Annotated in this window: 15 protein-coding genes; 6 read left to right on the top strand and 9 right to left on the bottom strand. The window is 64.5% G+C overall.

All coding sequences use genetic code 11. From position 1 onward, the window contains the following. Positions 1–10: 10 nt before the first annotated feature. Together AC1DSJ_RS06475 and AC1DSJ_RS06480 are read right to left on the bottom strand one after the other, a co-directional pair. A complete protein-coding gene (locus tag AC1DSJ_RS06475) occupies positions 11–400 on the bottom strand; it encodes a Rieske (2Fe-2S) protein (RefSeq protein ID WP_175169859.1) in 390 nt (129 codons plus the stop codon). A gap of 51 nt (positions 401–451) precedes the next feature. Further along, positions 452–2,299 (bottom strand): ABCB family ABC transporter ATP-binding protein/permease, encoded by a 1,848-nt coding sequence (locus AC1DSJ_RS06480; protein ID WP_054422289.1) that lies wholly within the window; start codon positions 2,297–2,299, stop codon positions 452–454. A gap of 262 nt (positions 2,300–2,561) precedes the next feature. On the opposite strand from AC1DSJ_RS06480, the gene AC1DSJ_RS06485 reads away from it, so the two are divergent. Then, positions 2,562–3,389, top strand: coding sequence for an aldo/keto reductase (locus tag AC1DSJ_RS06485; RefSeq protein ID WP_054422288.1), 828 nt, complete (start codon positions 2,562–2,564; stop codon positions 3,387–3,389). Positions 3,390–3,548: 159 nt separating this feature from the next. Here the strand turns inward: AC1DSJ_RS06485 and AC1DSJ_RS06490 are convergent, their stop codons facing one another. Next, positions 3,549–3,746, bottom strand: a complete 198-nt coding sequence (locus AC1DSJ_RS06490) for a hypothetical protein (RefSeq protein WP_441371139.1) — start codon at positions 3,744–3,746, stop codon at positions 3,549–3,551. Continuing rightward, complete coding sequence (locus AC1DSJ_RS06495; RefSeq protein WP_054422286.1) at positions 3,743–4,918, bottom strand: PepSY-associated TM helix domain-containing protein; 1,176 nt, start codon at positions 4,916–4,918, stop codon at positions 3,743–3,745. The genes AC1DSJ_RS06490 and AC1DSJ_RS06495 overlap by 4 nt, the downstream gene beginning before the upstream one ends. A 247-nt stretch (positions 4,919–5,165) precedes the next feature. Between AC1DSJ_RS06495 and AC1DSJ_RS06500 the strand changes: the two genes are divergently transcribed. After that, positions 5,166–5,879, top strand: coding sequence for a metallophosphoesterase (locus AC1DSJ_RS06500; protein ID WP_175169861.1), 714 nt, complete (start codon positions 5,166–5,168; stop codon positions 5,877–5,879). Positions 5,880–6,002: 123 nt separating this feature from the next. On the opposite strand, the gene AC1DSJ_RS06505 is transcribed toward AC1DSJ_RS06500, so the two are convergent. Together AC1DSJ_RS06505 and AC1DSJ_RS06510 are read right to left on the bottom strand one after the other, a co-directional pair. Beyond that, positions 6,003–8,606, bottom strand: a complete 2,604-nt coding sequence (locus AC1DSJ_RS06505; protein WP_175169862.1) for a penicillin-binding protein 1A — start codon at positions 8,604–8,606, stop codon at positions 6,003–6,005. 303 nt (positions 8,607–8,909) lie between these two features. Further along, on the bottom strand, positions 8,910–9,737 hold the full coding sequence (locus tag AC1DSJ_RS06510) for an AraC family transcriptional regulator (RefSeq protein ID WP_441371140.1): 828 nt from the start codon (positions 9,735–9,737) through the stop codon (positions 8,910–8,912). A 164-nt stretch (positions 9,738–9,901) separates the two neighbouring features. Between AC1DSJ_RS06510 and AC1DSJ_RS06515 the strand changes: the two genes are divergently transcribed. Together AC1DSJ_RS06515 and AC1DSJ_RS06520 are read left to right on the top strand one after the other, a co-directional pair. Beyond that, positions 9,902–11,134: an MFS transporter gene (locus AC1DSJ_RS06515; protein WP_054422282.1), complete on the top strand. Its 1,233-nt coding sequence runs from the start codon at positions 9,902–9,904 to the stop codon at positions 11,132–11,134. A gap of 285 nt (positions 11,135–11,419) precedes the next feature. Continuing rightward, on the top strand, positions 11,420–12,664 hold the full coding sequence (locus tag AC1DSJ_RS06520) for a GGDEF domain-containing protein (protein ID WP_476760282.1): 1,245 nt from the start codon (positions 11,420–11,422) through the stop codon (positions 12,662–12,664). Here AC1DSJ_RS06520 and AC1DSJ_RS06525 read toward each other — a convergent pair. After that, on the bottom strand, positions 12,654–14,561 hold the full coding sequence (locus tag AC1DSJ_RS06525) for a S9 family peptidase (protein ID WP_156336437.1): 1,908 nt from the start codon (positions 14,559–14,561) through the stop codon (positions 12,654–12,656). The two genes, AC1DSJ_RS06520 and AC1DSJ_RS06525, sit on opposite strands and share 11 nt — an antisense overlap. A gap of 237 nt (positions 14,562–14,798) precedes the next feature. Here AC1DSJ_RS06525 and AC1DSJ_RS06530 point away from each other — a divergent pair, with 237 nt between their 5' ends. Next, complete coding sequence (locus AC1DSJ_RS06530) at positions 14,799–15,254, top strand: BPTD_2524 family lipoprotein (RefSeq protein ID WP_054422279.1); 456 nt, start codon at positions 14,799–14,801, stop codon at positions 15,252–15,254. A gap of 41 nt (positions 15,255–15,295) precedes the next feature. Here the strand turns inward: AC1DSJ_RS06530 and AC1DSJ_RS06535 are convergent, their stop codons facing one another. After that, complete coding sequence (locus AC1DSJ_RS06535; RefSeq protein WP_342066509.1) at positions 15,296–15,712, bottom strand: PaaI family thioesterase; 417 nt, start codon at positions 15,710–15,712, stop codon at positions 15,296–15,298. A 104-nt stretch (positions 15,713–15,816) separates the two neighbouring features. On the opposite strand from AC1DSJ_RS06535, the gene dinB reads away from it, so the two are divergent. Further along, entirely contained in the window at positions 15,817–16,899 is a 1,083-nt protein-coding gene (gene dinB / locus AC1DSJ_RS06540) for a DNA polymerase IV (RefSeq protein WP_476760283.1), read from the top strand. 148 nt (positions 16,900–17,047) lie between these two features. On the opposite strand, the gene AC1DSJ_RS06545 is transcribed toward dinB, so the two are convergent. Continuing rightward, positions 17,048–17,509 carry a GatB/YqeY domain-containing protein gene (locus AC1DSJ_RS06545; RefSeq protein ID WP_054422276.1) on the bottom strand — a complete coding sequence of 154 codons (462 nt, stop codon included), beginning with the start codon at positions 17,507–17,509 and terminating at the stop codon, positions 17,048–17,050. Between the last annotated feature and the right edge of the window lie 80 nt (positions 17,510–17,589).

Raw genomic sequence — 17,589 nt, forward strand, 5'->3', positions numbered from 1 at the left:
CAAGCCGGTTTTAGGCAGCAGCCTCGTCCCGCGGGCGAATCTTGCCCGTCGGCTGCCAGAAGACGCTGCCGTCGCGTTCGTCCACCGTCAGCACGGTCAGCCGGCCATTCTTACAGGGGCCGCCCACGCATAGGCCAGTGTCGGGCTGATACGTCGCACCGTGGCGCGCGCACATGATCAGGTCGCCCGCGCGGGTGAAGAAACTGCCTTCCCAGTCGAGTTCAACGCCGACGTGCGCGCAGCGGTTCAGGTAGCCGTGCACGCGGTCCTGGTAGCGGACGAAGAAGGCGGTGGTCTGGCCCGCGCCGTCGGTCACCGGCACCTTGACGCCCAGGCCGCCATTGACAAGCTCAGCGGCGGCGCAAACGCGGACTTCGGGGGCGGCGGAGGAATCCAGCATGGCGGGGCCTTCAATGAAAGGGTGCGATCTTCGGGCAGGTGAAGGGGGTTGTCAATCCGCGGGCGCGTCAGGGCCGCTGTTGGCATTGCTGGCGGACGCGTCATGGGCGCTGGGCGTGCTGTCCTGCTGACGCGCCCACATGCCGGCATACGCGCCGCCTAGGGCCAGCAGCTGCGGATGGCGGCCGCGTTCCAAAATGCGGCCGTCGGACAGCACGATGATCTCGTCCGCGTCGGCCACGGTGGACAGGCGGTGGGCGATGATCAGCGTGCTGCGGCCCTGGCTGACTTCGCGCAGGTTCGCCTGGATTTCGCGTTCGGTATGGGTGTCCAGCGCGCTGGTGGCTTCGTCGAACAGGAAGATGGCGGGGTTCTTCAGAATGGTGCGCGCAATCGCCACGCGCTGTTTTTCACCGCCCGACAGTTTCAGGCCGCGCTCGCCCACCATGGTCTGGTAGCCGTCGGGCATGGTCATGATCAGGTCGTGGATGTGCGCCAGGCGCGCGGCGGCCTGGATTTCCGCGTCAGTCGCGCCGGGGCGGCCATAGCCGATGTTGTAGTGGATGGTGTCGTTGAACAGCACCGTGTCTTGCGGCACCACGCCAATCGCCGCGCGCAGGCTGGCCTGGGTCACGTCGCGCACGTCCTGGCCGTCGACAAGAATTGACCCGCTGTCGGCGTCATAGAAGCGGAACAACAGCCGGGCGATTGTGGATTTGCCCGCGCCTGACGTGCCCACGACCGCCACGGTTTTGCCCGCCGGAATGGTGAAGCTGACGCCCTTCAGGATGGGCCGGCGCGCGTCGTAGCCGAAATACACATCCTTGAATTCGACCTGGCCGCCCGCCACGCGCAGCGGTTGGGCCTCGGGGCGGTCGGCCACTTCGCGGTCTTGGCCCAGCAGTTCGAACATGCGTTCCATGTCGATGATGGCTTGCTTGATCTCGCGGTAGATGAAGCCGAAGAAGCTCAGCGGCTGGTACAGCTGGAGCAGGTACGTGTTGACCAGCACGAAGTCGCCCAGCGTGTAGCGGCCTTCGGCGATACCGGTGGCGGCCATCCACATGACTAGCGTCAGCCCCACCGAGATGATCGCGGCCTGGCCGATGTTCAAAATGGACAGGCTGACCTGGCTGCGCACGGCGGCGCGTTCGTAGCGGGTCAGCGACGCATCGTAGCGTTGCGCCTCGTGCTCTTCATTGCCGAAGTATTTGACTGTCTCGTAGTTCAACAGGCTTTCGATGGCCTTGGTGTTGGCCTCGGAATCCGTTTCGTTCATCTGCCGCCGGAACTTGGTGCGCCATTCGGTGACGGCCAGCGTGTACGCCATGTACGTGATGACGGTGACGCCGGTGGCCAGCGCCAGCCACACGTCGAACATCTTCCACAACACAATGCAGACAAGCCCGATCTCAAAAAACGTCGGCAGGATGTTGAACAGCAGAAACGACAGCAGTGTCTGGATGCCCTTGGTGCCGCGTTCGATGGCGCGCGTCAGCCCGCCCGTTTGGCGCGACAGGTGAAAGCGCAGCGCCAGCGCGTGCAGATGGCGGAAGATTCGCAGCCCGACCGCGCGGATGGCGTGCTGGCCGACGCGCGCGAAGATGGCGTCGCGCAATTCCGAAAACAGCAATGACAACACGCGTGCCGTGCCGTAAGCCAGGATCAGCCCCAGCGGCACGGTGACGGCCCCGGGCGCGCCTTTGCCGAGCTCGTCGATGGCGTGCTTGTAAATCAGCGGCACGTAGACGGTGGCGGCCTTGGCGGCGAACAGACAGAGCAGGGCCGCCACGACCCGCACCTTCAGCCCGGTTTGCCCGGGCGGCCACAGATAGGGAAAGAGGGTGCGCAGGGTGGAAAATCCGCCGCGATTCTTGGGCTGCGCGTCAGGGGAATTCATGGTTTTTCAGGGGTGCCGATGCAAGGGCCAGAGGCCGTGTGACGGGCATTATCGGACACGGGCGCTATTATTTGGCAGATAACCCCTGGTACTTGTATACCCTGGCCGGGGGATGAGGTTCCGATATCGTGACGCGGGCGCAGCTCGGCAAGCCCGCTCTTTTTTCTCTTCAATCCTGGGTTAAGCCGGGCTGTGCCCAGGGTTGCGCGACCTGGCGCGTATTCGCCGCGCCAGTGTTGCGGTGCATGTTTCGGAGGGTCTTATGGCGAAGGTACCCGCAGTGAAATTGAACGACGGAAACAAGATTCCCCAGTTGGGGCTGGGCGTTTGGCAAGTGCCGGACGAGCAGGCCGCGGCCAGCGTGAAAGAGGCGCTGGCGGCGGGTTACCGGTCGGTGGACACCGCGGCCATCTATGGCAACGAGGCGGGCGTGGGCACGGGTCTGCGCGCATCAGGCGTGGCGCGCAAGGATCTGTTCATCACCACCAAGCTCTGGAATGACCGGCACGGCTATGAAGACGCCCACAAGGCCATGGACGAAAGCCTGGAGAAGCTGGGCCTGGCCTACGTGGACTTGTATTTGATCCACTGGCCCGTTGCCGGCAGCACGAAGTTCCTGGACGCGTGGCGCGCCATGGTCGAGATGAAGGAAGACGGCCGGGCGCGTTCCATTGGCGTGTCCAATTTCACGCGGGCCAATCTGGAACAGCTGATGGAGGCATCGAAAGTGGTGCCGGCCGTGAATCAGATCGAGCTGCATCCGGGGTTCGCCCAGCCCGAGCTGCGCGCGTTCCATGCCAAGCACGGCATCGCCACGGAGTCGTGGAGCCCGCTGGCCCAAGGCGGCATCACCAAGGAAAAGGTCATCCTGGATCTGGCGGAGAAGCACGGCAAGTCACCCGCCCAGATCACGCTGCGTTGGCACTTGCAGAGCAATCTGATCGTGATTCCAAAGTCGGTCACGCCTGCGCGCATCCGCGAGAACATCGACGTGTTCGATTTTGAGCTGTCGGCCGACGAAATCGCCGCCATCGACGGCATCAAGGAAGGCGCGCGCCTGGGGCCAGACCCGGAAAAGTTCGGTAAGTAGGTGGGGGCGCCTAGCTGGGGGGCGCCTAGCTGGGGGCGCCGAGCTGGGGGCGCCGAGCTGGGGGCGCCGAGCTGGGGGGGCGCCGAGCCGGGGCGCCTAGCCGGGGGCGCCAAGTCAGGCGTCTAGCCGGGTGCGGGGCAGCGGGGCCCCGTCTCCGGCCTAGTGTTTCAGCGGGAACACCCAGTAGCGCACGATCACCACAAGAAGCACGGTCAGCGTGATCCACGACGCCCAGTGCCATGCGCCGGTGCCCAGCAGCGCGGCCAGCAGGCCGAATACGCTCAGCACGCCCAGCACGATCGGCGCGGCCCAGACGAACATGAAGCCGCGGCCCCCTTTGGTTTTGCTCTTGCTCATGCAGGGGTCCTTTGCGGGGCGGCGGCGGCCTGGTGCCGTTTCACGAGTTCGTTGATGCGGGCTTCGGTGGCGCGGCGGCGCGCCACCCACAGGTACAGGCCGCTGACGAGCACCACGATGGTGATCAGGTCCAGCAGCGCCCAGATGATCTTCAGCGGCAAGCCGGCGTAATCGCCAAAGTGCAGCGGACGTGAAACCTCCAGCGCGGTCAGATACCAGGGCATCTTGGCCACGGTGGTGAGCTCGCCCGTCTTGCCGTCCACCAGTACGGGCGTGTTCAGCTTGGACGTCAGCGGGGTGTCGCCACGCATCCAGGCGATGTAGTGGTGCGGGCTGCCGAAGGCGTTGCCGGGGAACGCGATGAACGACACTTCATTGCCGGGCATGGCCTTCTTTGCGGTATCGGCCGCAAGCTGCGCCGACGCCAGTTCGGTGGGCACGCTCTGGCCCTTGTACGGTTCCAGGATGCGGACGAGTTCAGTCGATTGCCACAGGCGGAACAGCGGCGTCGACAGCTCGTTGATGACGCCGGTAAATCCCACCACGAATGCCCAGACCAGCGTGACGATGCCCAGCAGGTTGTGCAGGTCCAGCCATTTCAGGCGCGTGGAGCGCGTGGCGCGCACGGTGCCGAATTCCAGTTTCTTCATGAAGGGGCCATACAGCACCACGCCCGACACGATGGCCACGCAGAACAGCAAGCCCATGAAGCCCAGGAACAGCTCGCCGGGCAGCCCCGCGAACAGGTCCACGTGCAGCGCCAGCATGATGCCCATGAACGAAAACTTGTCTTCGGCGTAGGGCGGGCCATCCAGCAGCACATCGCCCGTGCGGCCGTCCATGCGCACGGCGTGGCCAGACACCTGGCCGTCGCCCGGCTTCTTCGCCATGCCGACATACACCTGCGGTTCATCGGGATCGAAGAACAGGTAATCAATGACTTCGCCCGGGTACATGGACTTGGCGCTGTTGACCAGCTTGTCCAGGTTGGCGGGCGGGGTGCCGGCAGGCACGTCCGACAAGGGCTTGGCGTCGTCGAGCCAGTGTTCGATCTCGTGATGGAACACCAGCGGCAAGCCGGTCAGACAGATGATGAGCAGGAAGATCGTGCAGACAAGGCTGGTCCATTTGTGGACCCAGTACCAAGTTTTGATGGTGGACGCGGCAGTCATGGCGACGGCAGGAGGGCGGCGTGCGCGGCCCCCCTTTAAGGTATTTGTGAGGAAAGTCGAAACATTATCACGAATAATAGCGATTCTCGTAACGTAATATTTTGACCCCTCTGGCGACAGAGGCCAAGGCCTGCCGCAGGGTAAAGCAGGTTAAAAAGAAGGGTCGTATTTCAACAGGCACGAATCGCCCCGGCGAGCTACCAAGAGACGGATTGCGTCCGTTTGGCGCCGGTGGCTGCGGATCATCATGGAGCAGCGTTTTTTAAAAGTCCCGCGTAACGAACGTGGCCGCGATTTTGCGGTGGGCGACGTACACGGGCATTTTTCACGTTTACAGGAAAGCCTGGACCGGCTGGGCTTCGATCCCGGCGCTGACCGGCTGTTCTCAGTCGGCGACCTGGTCGACCGCGGCCCCGAAAGCGAGGCCGCGCTGGACTGGCTGGCCCGCCCGTGGTTTTTCGCGGTGCAAGGCAACCACGAGGACTACGCGATCCGCCACGTGCGCACCGGGCAGGTCGATGTAATGAACTGGCGCGGCTACGGCGGCGGCTGGTTCCTGGACCTGCCCGAAGACCGCCAGAAGGTCTACGCCGAAGCGTTTGCGCAACTGCCCATCGCGATCGAGGTCGAGACCTCTGACGGCGCCGTGGGGCTGCTGCACGCGGACTGTCCGGTGCTGTTCTGGCCGCGCCTGGAATCCGCCTTGCAAGACCGCTACAAGCGCACCAGCGCGGCGTGCCAGTGGTCGCGAGACCGGCTGCGGCAAATGAACCGGACGGGCATTCAGGGCGTGCGGGCGGTGGTGGCCGGGCATACGCCGGTGGCCGCGCCCCTGCAACTGGGCAACGTTTATCACATTGATACCGAGGGCTGGCGCGAGGGGTATTTCACGTTCCTGGACCTGGAATCCCTGGCGGCTTGGCCGCACGAGGTGGTGACGGAGCTGATGGCCGAGGAATAGGGCGTGTCCGCTGCGGCAACGGCGGCAACGGCGGCAACTGTGGCCGCTGTGGCCCGCGCATGAACCGCACTGGAAAAAAAATGGGCGCCGCAAGGGCGCCCATTGTGTTTGGCGGAGAGCCGGTCAGAGCGGGCGGGCCGTCACGGAGCCCACGGGGGTCACCGCACTGGCGCTGGCGGGCGCACCATCGGCGCCGAGCGGGGCGGCGACGGGCGCCGCAGCCGGTGCCGCGCCGTTATCCGTGCGCGGGACTTGAATCGGTTGCAGCGGCGCCTGGACGGCGCTGGTGTTCGGATTCTGCGGCAAGGCCGCGCCGGGCGTCGGCAGCGGCTTGACCGAAGTGTCCACGCCGTCGGTCGAGCGGTTGTTGTTCAGGAAGTCGGTCAGGGCATCGCCCGAAGACAGATCCAGCGACGCCACGGCCTGGCCCGGCGGGAATTCCGAGAAATAGTATTCGCCGTTGTCCACCAGCAGCCCGTCCGGACGCGGCGCGGGCTTGCCTTCCGGCACGCCCTTGAGCACCGGCTGCATGTAGTCCAGCCATGTCGACAGGGCCAGGCCGCTGCCGAATTCATTGGTGCCCAGCGACTTGGGCTGGTCAAAGCCCATCCAGACGGTGGTGGCCAGCGTGGGCGTGAAGCCCGAGAACCACACGTCCACGGCTTCGTTGGTGGTGCCGGTCTTGCCGCCGACGTCGTTGCGCTTGAGCACCTGATGCGCACGCGCGGCGGTGCCGCTGGTGGTGACGCCGCGCAGGATGTCGGCCATGACCCAGGCCGTGCGCGGGTCGATGGCGCGCGCAGCTTCGTCGCCTGCGGTGACGGGCTGGGCTTCCATCAGGATCTTGCCCGAGCGGTCGGTGACGTGGGCAATCAGATACGGCGTGACGCGGTAGCCGCCATTGGCGAAGACGCTGTAGCCGTTGACGACTTGCAGCGGCGTGGCGCCGCCCGCGCCCAGCGCCAGCGGCAATACGGCCGGCCAGCGGGATTTGTCGAAGCCGAAGCGGGTCAGGTAGTCCTGCGCGTACTGCGGCGAAATCGCTTGCAGGATGCGGATCGACACCATGTTCTTCGACCGGTACAAGCCCTGGCGCAAGGTCAGCATGGGTTCGTACTTGTTGCCGTCGTTCTTGGGCTGCCAGTCTTTGGAGCCGGTCTGCGCGGCGGTCAGCATGAAGGGCTGGTCCGAGATCTGGGTGGCGGGCGTGAAGCCGCGCTCCAGTGCGGCCGCGTAGACGAACGGCTTGATGTTGGAACCCGGCTGGCGCCATGCCTGCGTCACGCGGTTGAAGTTGCCGCGGTTGTAGTCAAAGCCGCCGATCATCGCGCGGATGGCGCCGTCTTCGGGAACCATCGACACCAGCGCCGCCTGCAGCGCCGGCATGTTGATGATTTCCCAGTTGGTGCTGTCCTTGTCGCCGGTCTTGTGGATGTAGACCACCGAGCCACGGCGGATGCGCTGGCTGTCGCTGGCCTTCGGGTTCAGCGCGCGGGCCACCACGGCCAGCGCCTTCTTGTCGGAAATGGTGATGATGTCGCGCGAGCTGCGGGCCACCTTCACTTCAGTGGGGCTGGCCGACAGCACGACGGCCGCAAGCAGGTCTTCGCTGTCGGGCGTCTTGTCTTGCACGCCGTCCAGAATTTCGTCCAGCGCCTGCCCGTCGTTTTCGACGTTGTCAGGCAGGTCGATCTGGTCTTCCGGGCCGGGGTAAACGGCGCGGCGCGTGTAGTCCATCACGCCGTCGCGCACGGCGCGGTAGGCGGCTTCCTGGGCTTTCGAGTCGATCGTGGTGTAGACGTCGATGCCCTTGGAATAGGTTTCTTCCTGGAACACGCCGTACATCAGCTGGCGCGCCAGTTCGGCGGGGTAGTCGCCGTGCACCGCGAAGCCGCGCGCGCTGGAGCCGTCCGCGCCGCGGATGGTCAGGTGCTGCTTCAGGGCTTCGTCGGCCTGTTCGGGCGTCAGATAGCCCAGCGTTTTCATGCGGCCCAGCACATAGTGCTGGCGGATTTCGGCGCGCGGGAAGTTGGTGATGGGGTTGAAACGCGACGGGGCCTTCGGGATGCCCGCCAGCATGGCGGCTTCGGCCGGCGTCACTTCCGACAAGGGCTTGCCGAAGTACGTGCGCGACGCCGCCGCGAAGCCATAGGCGCGATGGCCCAGATAGATCTGGTTCATGTAGAGCTCAAGGATCTGGTCCTTGGTGAGCTCGTTTTCAATCTTGAACGTGAGCAGCAGTTCGTAGAACTTGCGCGAATAGGTCTTTTCGGACGACAGGTAGAAGTTGCGCGCCACCTGCATCGTGATCGTGCTGCCGCCCTGCGTCTTGGACCCTTTGACCACGTTGGTCAGCACGGCGCGCGCAACGCCCATCCAGTCGACGCCACCGTGGCTGTAGAAGCGGTCGTCTTCGGCCGCCAGCACGGCTTGGCGCATCACGGGCGGGATTTCGTCAAAGCGCAGCACATTGCGGTGCTCTTCGCCGTATTCGCCGATCAGGACTTTGTCCGCCGTGTAGATGCGCAGCGGCACGCGCGGCCGGTAGTCGGTCATCGCGTGCAGGTCGGGCAGGCTGGGCCAGGCCAACGCCAGGGCGAGCCCCAGCAGAACGGCGCCGCACACGGCGGCGCCGGCCGCGAGGATGCCCGCTTTGACCAGGAGTCGTTTCCAGGGAAGGCCCGATTTGCCGCCCGGGGTGGCGGTGGATTGCTGGGGGGTGCTCATTGCAGGCGATTCTAGGACAGAACGCTATAGACCGGCCAGGGCGCAATAAGGTTTCGGTAACCAAACTTGCCGGGGGCTGGGTGGGCGCGATTTGCCACGTAAATAAGGGGACGGGGTCTAGCATACGCGGGGCGCGGCGTTCGTGCGCGGGCGAGTGAAAAACCTTGATGAAATGCGCTGTGAAATGTATTGCGCGCGGTGACAAACGGCAAGGCCCCAAGCGTGCTTTTTTTGCCCACCCGGCGCGGTTTTGGGGGGCTCGCGCGCGCTTGCGCCGTGCTTAAGCGCGGTTTTATTAGGTATTCAGCTTGCGTTCAGCGCATCGGCATTTTGCAGATATCGCTGGGGCGGCGCGCCCAGCGCCCGATGGAACATGGCGCTGAAGGCGCTGGGGCTGCGATAGCCCAGATCGGCGGCAATGCGCGCCACCGGCACGCCCAACGACAAGCGGCATACCGCATCTGCCAGTCGCACTTGCTGCACCCATTGGCGGTAGTTCAGCCCCAGCTCGGCCTGAAATAGCCGGATCAGCGTGCGCGCGCTGGCGCCCACTTCGCTGCCCCAGGCTTCGATGCTGCGTTGCAGGCCCGGCTGGTCCAGGATGGCCGTGCAAATGGTTTGCAGACGGCGATCGCGCGGCCATGGAATCTGGATGGGCACCACGCGCGCCGCCGCCAGTTCGGACAGGATCAGCGACGCAATCTGCTCGACCCGGCCTCCCAGCGGATAGTCGATGGGCTCGGCGGTCAGCGCCAGGATCAATTCGCGCAGCAGGCCGCTGACTTCGATCACCTGGCATTGCGGCCAGAAGCGGGCGGCGGCGTCGGCCTGAATGTAGAGCGACCGCATTGATACCGGGCCCACCATGTCCACCCCATGCGGCATGCCCGCCGGCACCCAGAGCGCGCGCAGCGGCGGCAGCGCCCAGAAACCGCTGGGCGTGGTGACGCGCATGACGCCGTCAACCGCATACAGCAGTTGAGCGCGGGGGTGGGAGTGCGCGCCGGTCTGGGCGCTGGCGGGAAATTCCTTGGCCATGGCGGTGACCACGCGGGGGCGATGCTGATAGTCCTGAGCATTGACGCTGCGGCCGGGATCGGGAGGCTGAGGCAAGGGCAGGCGGACGGGCATGATGTCACTTCCGACAAAAGGATGAGTCGAACGGTGAAAGGAGGATGCCGGTATTTTGTCACTTCTGCGACGAATATTGGCAGATCAATCTGGCGGCAGATTTCTACACTGTAGACGGAGCCCGGCACCGTTGCCGGGCCGTCTTTTCTCTTACGCATACGCCCATGCCCCCCGCCCAGAATCCCGCCGCAGTTTCGCCTGCCTCCGACTCTTCCACCGCCTTCAAGGTCTTGGGCGCCATCAGCGTCGCGCACCTGATGAACGACATGATCCAGTCGATCCTGTTGGCGATCTATCCGATGCTGAAGGAATCGTTCAGCCTGTCGTTCGCGCAGATCGGGCTGATCACGCTGGTGTACCAGCTGGCCGCCTCGCTGTTGCAGCCCTTCATCGGCTTCTACACGGACCGCAATCCCAAGCCGTATTCGCTGCCGGTAGGCATGGGCTTTACGTTGGCGGGGCTTCTGCTGCTGTCGGTCGCCCCGTCGTTCGGCTGGCTGCTGGTGGCGGCGGTGCTGGTGGGTACGGGCTCGTCGGTGTTCCATCCCGAGTCGTCGCGGGTGGCGCGCATGGCGTCGGGCGGGCGGCATGGCCTGGCGCAGTCGCTGTTCCAGGTGGGGGGCAACGTGGGTTCAGCGCTGGGGCCGCTGCTGGCGGCGCTGTTCATCATTCCGCACGGGCAGGGCAGTGTGGCGTGGTTCTCGCTGGCGGCGCTGTTTGGCATCGTGGTGCTGACGGGCATCGGCCGCTGGTATAGCGCCAACCGGGTCCGGCTCAAGCCGCGCGCGCGCAGCGCAGGCGCCGAAAACGGGCTGAGCCGCAATCAGGTGCTGGGCGCTTTGGCCGTGCTGGGCGTGCTGGTGTTCTCCAAGTACTTTTATCTGGCCAGCCTGAACAGCTACTTCACGTTTTATCTCATCGACAAGTTCGGCTTGTCGGTGCGCGAGGCGCAGCTTTACCTGTTCCTGTTCCTGGCGGCGGTGGCGGTGGGCACGGTGGTGGGCGGCCCGGTGGGCGACCGCATCGGCCGCAAGATCGTGATCTGGGTGTCGATTCTTGGCGTGGCGCCATTCACGTTGCTGCTGCCCTATGCGAACCTGTTCTGGACGGCGGCGCTGGTTGTGATCATCGGCATGGTGCTCGCGTCAGCCTTTTCCGCCATCGTGGTCTATGCGCAGGAGCTGGTGCCGGGCAAGGTGGGCATGATCGCCGGCCTGTTCTTCGGGTTCGCCTTCGGCATGGGCGGGGTGGGGGCGGCCGCGTTGGGCAAGCTGGCGGACGCCACCAGCATTGCTTATGTGTATCAGGTGTGCGCCTATCTGCCGCTGCTGGGCGTGGTGGCGATTCTGCTGCCGAATGTCGAAAGAAAGGCATCCGGGGGTAAGCCCGCAAAGTAGAAGTTTTAACTGTCAAATACTGCAAAGGGTGATCCACACGCCCTGAGCTTGGCGTATTCTTCGCTGCATACCGTGCAATCGTCTTGGCGCGGGTAGTAAAGGTTCTGGACACTGACACCGGCCGTCGCGACCGAAAATCGTCGCGACCCCGGTGGTTTCTTTTGTCCTGCTGGTAACAAAAAGCATCAAGCATGCTGACGTGTAACGCGTCCCCACCCATGAACCCAGTGCAACGGCAGATCCAAGCGACGGCGAACGCTAAACAGGCGCCCGCCGGCAGAAACCATGACGACTTCCTTATTCTTCTTGATGTGGGGGCTGGCTACGGCGTTGGCGTTGCCGTTGCTTTTGCCTTTCCACACGCGCGGCGTCGGCGGCATTCAGGCTTTTACCGCGGCCAATGCCCTGGCCGTGGTGTCTCTGCTGTCTTATGCGTCGGCCGAGATCGTGCCCCCTGGCATTTACATCATGCTGTCCAACGCCGCCTGGGTCTGTGCGGCAAGCCTGGTGTATGTGGGCGTGCGCCAGTTCTTTGGCCTGCGTCCGCAGATCGGGCGCATGGTGTGCATCACCCTGGCCTGTTTGGCCGGATTTGCGGTGATGCTGTATGGCCATGACGCAATGAGCGGCCGCATGCTGCTGTTTTCGGCCTACACCTGCGTCGTGATGACCGCCACGGGCCAGATTGTGTTCCAGCAACGCAAGCGCATTGCCACGCGCGGCGTAACGCTCTATCTGATGCTGGCGATCTTCGGCCTGGCCTTGCTGCATGCGGGACGCGTGTTGGTGTATGGCACCGGCCTGGCTGAGCCCGTGTCCATGCTGCACCCTTCGGCGTGGGGGTTGTTCTACATCGTATGCGGGTCGGTGACGGTGCCAGCGTTGTTTCTGGCGCTGCTGCTGATGGTGCAGACCCGCTTGTCTGAACAGATGCAGGCCGCCTTGACGTTCGACAGCCTGACCCACGTGTATTCCCGGCGCACCATTCTTGACGAGCTTGAGCGCGAATTACAGCGTTGCGGGCGTTCGGGTTGCCAGCTGGCGGTGCTGGTGTTGGACATCGACCATTTCAAATCCATCAACGACCGCTACGGCCATGCCGCGGGCGACACGGCGTTGCGTCATTACGCGAAAGTGGTGCAGAACGCGGTGCGTGGAACCGACCGCTTGGGCCGGCTGGGCGGCGAAGAATTTGTGCTGCTGATGGTGGATTGCGACCCGGCGCGCGCGCTGGTGCACGCGCAGCGCGTGTGCGATGCCTTGCGCGATGCGCCGTTGTACCTGCAAGGCGTCGAGGTGCCGATGACCACCAGCGGCGGGTTGGCGTCTTACCAGYCGGGTGATAGCGCCGACGTGATTTTGGCGCGTGCCGACGTGGCCTTGTACCGCGCCAAGGACGAAGGGCGCGATCGCGTGGAGATGGCGTTTACCGGTTTGGGCGCAGGCCGCCCGCAAATGGGCGGCCTGGCCAGCGGCGCGGCGGCAAATGCGCCCGTCGCCGCTCAGCAAGCAGCGGGGACTACGGTTTGAGGTGTTCCGTCAGGAACTTCTCCATGGCTTCGTAGAACTCGAACTTGTTCTCGTCGTTGTGGAAGCCGTGGCCTTCGTTGTCCTTGACCATGTATTCCACTTCGACGCCGCGCGCTTTCAGCGCCTTGACCATCTGATCGCTTTCGTCCTTGTTGACGCGGGGGTCCTTCGCGCCTTGGGCAATGAACAGCGGCGTTTTGATCTTGTCCGCATGCAGCGCGGGCGAGGTCGCGGCCAGCCGGTCCTTGTCGCGTTCCGGGTGGCCCACCATGTCCTGCATCTTGTCGAGCATGGGCTTCCAGTACGGCGGAATCGACTTCATGAACGTGAACAGATTCGACACGCCCACATAGTCCACGGCGGCGGCGTACAGATCAGGCGTGAACGTCACACCCGCCAGCGTGGCGTAGCCGCCGTAGCTTGCGCCATAGATGCCGATGCGTTTGGGGTCGGCGATGCCTTGCTGGATCAGCCATTGGACGCCGTCGGTGATGTCGTCCTGCATCTTCAAGCCCCATTGGCCGAAGCTGGCTTCCCAGAACGCGCGGCCATAGCCGGTTGAGCCGCGGAAGTTCATCTGCAACACGCAGAAGCCGCGGTTGGCCAGGAATTGCGTTTCCGGGTTGTAGCCCCAGCCGTCGCGCGCCCACGGGCCGCCATGCGGGTTCACGATGCAAGGCAGGTTCTTGGGATCGCGGCCTTTGGGCAGCGTCAGGTAGCCGTGAATAGTCAGGCCATCGCGGCTTTGATAGCTGATGGGCTGTACCTGCGACATGTCGCTTTCCGGAATGGCCGGGTTGATGTCGGCCAGCTTGGTCAGCGTGTCGGAGGCGGCGTCGTACAGGTAGCGCGAGCCCGGCGTGCGGTCGTTGTAGGCGGCCACGATGAAAACGTTCTCGTCGCGGTTGGAGCCTTGCAGCGCGATGTCGTAGCCCTTCAGTTTTTCAGACAGCGTCTTGAACAGGGCTTCGGATTGCGCGTCGAAGAATTTGTATTGCGGCTTGTCGGTCTGGTAGGCCGCCAGCGTCAGCACGCGGCGCTTGCGCGAATAGCCGGCGCCGTCGAGATCAACGGTGTCGGGCGTGAAGACTTCTTCTTCGGCGTCGGGCTTGGCCGGGTCGATGACCACCAGCGAGAGCCGGTCGCGGCCGCGGTTGCTCAGCGCGTACATCTTCTTGTCGTCGAACGTGAAGAATGACGGGCTGACGCTCGTGCGGTAGTCGGTCGTGATCAGCGGACGGAATTCGGACGCTTCGTCGTCGCGATAGAGCAGGGTGGTGTTCAGGCCGTCGCTGGTGACGGCGGCGCGCACCTTGCCCGCGTGGTCCGTTTGCCAGCCGACGATATTGCCCGGGTTCTGCGCCACCAGCACGGCGGCGCCCGTATGGACGTTGACGCGGTACACGTCGAAGACTTCGGGGTTGCGCTGGTTGTGGCTGATCAGGACGTGGTCGGGATCATCTTCCAGATCGTCTTCGATGCTGGCGCGCGCGCCTTCGTACGGGGTCAGGTCGGTGACCTTGCCGGTCTTGGCGTTGACGGCCAGCACGTGGTAGTTCTCATCGCCGCCGAAGTCCTTCTGGTAGAGCACGACGTCGCCGCCCTTCCAGAAGTAGTTGCTGATGTCGCGGGCGGTTTCGCTGGTGATCTGGCGCGGTTCGCCGATCAGCTTGCTGCCTTCCAGCGGCTGCACATAGATGTTCATGCGGGCCGGGTTGCCGTCCACGCTGGTGGGCTGCATGAAGGCTAGCGTCTTGCCGTCTTCGGCCAGGCGGAAAAAGCCGCGCTCCGGATTGCGGAAGAAATCTTTCAGGGGGTAGGCGCGGGGCGGCGGCTGCGTGGCGCAGGCGCCCAGCGTGGTGCCGACGATGCCGGCGGCCAAAATGGTGCGCGTCATGAATGCAAACAAGGGAAGACCTCCGTGATTTCAATGCCTTAGCTTGCGGTTGGCACGGCTGCGGCATTGTTGCGGATATGGCGCGGGCCGGCATTTGCCGGCCCCGCGAAAGCCACGGGCGCCAGGCGCCAGCGGCTCGTCGATAATGCCATAGTCGCGCGGGCGGTGTCGAACCGGCCCTACTTATGCCGCCGTACGGTTTGCGGGATAATCGCGGCAATTCATCTGGAGAATTACATGTACAGGAATCTGGTCGCGGCATCGGCGCTGGCCCTCGGCCTGGCGGGCTGCTCGCTGGGCATTTCGAAAGACAGCGCGGGGCCTCACAGCGAGTTCAAGGCCCCGGTCGCGTTCAAGGACGCCTACGCCACGGTGATCCGGCAGTCGAACAACTGCCTGCGCAGCACCGACAACGCCTATCGTGTGATTTCTGATCTGAACGAAGGCGCGCAGTCGGGCGTGGTGCGCGTGCTGGCGCCGTACACCGACAATGAAATGTCGCGCGTCGAGCTGAAAGCGGCGGGCGCAAAAAGCACCGACGTGCGCATCGTGATGTGGGGCAAGGGCACCTGGGATGCCGCGGCGATGCAGGCGATGCAGGACGCGATCTACTACAGCATCACGTCGTGCAGCACCTACATGCCGCTGGACCCGCGCCCGGCCGTGAAGCCGTCGCGCGACCTGCCGAAATAAGCGGATGGCGGCGTCTGGCCGGACGCCGCATCTGGCGCGGCTTAATCGCCGCCCGGGCGGCGGCGGATGATCTTGAAGGTGGCGGTGGCGCGCGCGACCAGTTCGCCATCGGCGCGGCGAATATCGCCTTCACAGAACGCGATGGACGCGCCACGGCGCAGGCAGCGCGCTTCGATGACCAGATTGCCCGTGCCGGGAGACAGGAACGTGGTGTTCATGTCGATGGTGGCCATGCCTTCGGTGGCGTCGGCCGAGCCACGCGCCGCCGCGCTGAGCGTGAAGTCCAGCACGCTCATCAGCGTGCCGCCATGCACGTCGCCGCGGCTGTTGGTCAAGTCCTGGCGCCAGGGCAGCGTCGTGCGGGCATAGGCCGGCGCAATGCTTTCAGGCACCAGGCCGATGAAGCTCATGAAGGGAATCGTCAGGCCGAAATAGTCGGTTTGGGCGGGTGCTGTCATGGGTAGGCGTGGACGCAAGGGATAAGCGGATAAGCCGGTCATAATATATTTTTTTGGTGTGGGCGCCATTGCCTGCTGCGGGCGGCCACGTTGTCTTGAACGGAATGTCTGAACTCTTGCGCAAGATCGTGCATGTGGACATGGATGCGTTTTACGCGTCTGTAGAGCAGCGCGACAATCCTGAACTGCGGGGCAAGCCGGTCGTCGTGGCCTGGACTGGCCCGCGTTCGGTCGTGTGCGCCGCGTCCTATGAGGCGCGGCGCTTTGGCGTTCACTCGGCCATGTCGGCCATACGCGCTGAACGGCTCTGTCCGCAAGCCATCTACGTGCCGCCGGATTTCAACCGCTACCGCGAGGTCTCGCGCCAGATACGGCAGATCTTCGCGCGCCACACCGACCTGATCGAACCCTTGTCGCTGGACGAGGCCTACCTGGATGTCACCGTCAACAAATGCGGGTTGCCATCAGCCACGGAAGTGGCGCTGGTCATTCGCCAGCAGATTCGCGAAGAGACCGGGCTGACGGCCTCGGCCGGCATCGCGCCCAACAAGTTTCTGGCGAAGATTGCATCCGACTGGAACAAGCCCGACGGCCAGTTTGYGGTGCGCCCAACCAAGGTGCTGGAATTCTTGCAGCCCTTGCCCGTGCGCAAGGTGCCGGGCGTGGGCAAGGTGACGCAGGCGCGGCTGGAGCAACTGGGCATTCAGACGGTGGGCGACCTGGCCACGCACAGCGTTGAAGAGCTGACCCATTATTTCGGCCGTTACGGCAGGCGCCTGTATGAGCTGGCGCGCGGCATCGACGAGCGCGAGGTGCAGACCGATCAGCCCTTGCAGCAGGTGTCGGCCGAGACGACGTTTTCAGAAGACATCCGGCTGGACGCGCTGGGCGACGCCATTGACCGCATGGCGGACAAGGTGTGGGATCAGGCGCTGAAGAAGGGGGCGCTGGGGCGCACGGTGGTGCTCAAGCTGAAGACCGACCGCTTTCGCATCCTGACACGCAGCCAGACCAGCCCGAACCCGCCGGGGTCGGCGGCCGAGCTGGCCGCGGTGGCCAGGCTGCTGTGCGAGCGCGTGGAATTGCCGCCGGAAACGCTGTACCGGCTGGCGGGCGTGGGGATGAGCAACTTTGCCGACCCCGCCGAGCAGTCGCGCCAGCCGGATCTTTTCGGCGGTGCGTTTTAGGGGCTAAAAGCGGGGGCTAAAAAGCAGGGGCTAAAAAGCGGTGGCTAAAGCGCGGCGGCTAAAGCAGCGGCGGCTAAAGCAGCGGGAGCTAAAAAGCGGTGGCTAAAGCAGCGGCTGATGCCGCGGCCATAGCCCCCGCGGCAGGCGATCAGGCCAGACGGGCCTTCACTTGGGCCGACAATGCGGTCATGTCGGCACGGCCGGCCAGCGCTTGCTTGAGCAGGCCCATGACCTTGCCCATGGCGGGTGCGCCCGTCACGCCTTGCGCGGCCACTTCGGCGAACGCGGCGTCGATGGCGGCGGCGACTTCTTCAGGGCTTGCGGCCTGCGGCAGGAATTCCTGCAGCACCAGCAATTCAGCCTTTTCCTGTTCCGCTGTTTCGGTGCGGCCGGCCTGTTCGAACGCGGCGATGGACTCGCGGCGTTGCTTGACCTGCTTTTCGATGATGGCGGTGACTTCGGCGTCGTTCAGTTCGCGGCGTTCGTCCACTTCTTTCTGCTTGACGGCAGCCAGCAGGAAACGCAGCGTGGTCAGGCGCTCGGAGGCCTTGGCGCGCATGGCGTCCTTGACGGCGTCCGAGAGGCGGGTCTTGAGCGTAGCAGTGCTCATGGGGAAACCTTTAATGTGGTGTTGCGGCAATCGCCAAGTGTAAACCGGGCGTGCTGAATCGGGCGTCGCCTGAATCGGCT

This window comes from Achromobacter sp. 01N37 (genome assembly GCF_056399725.1).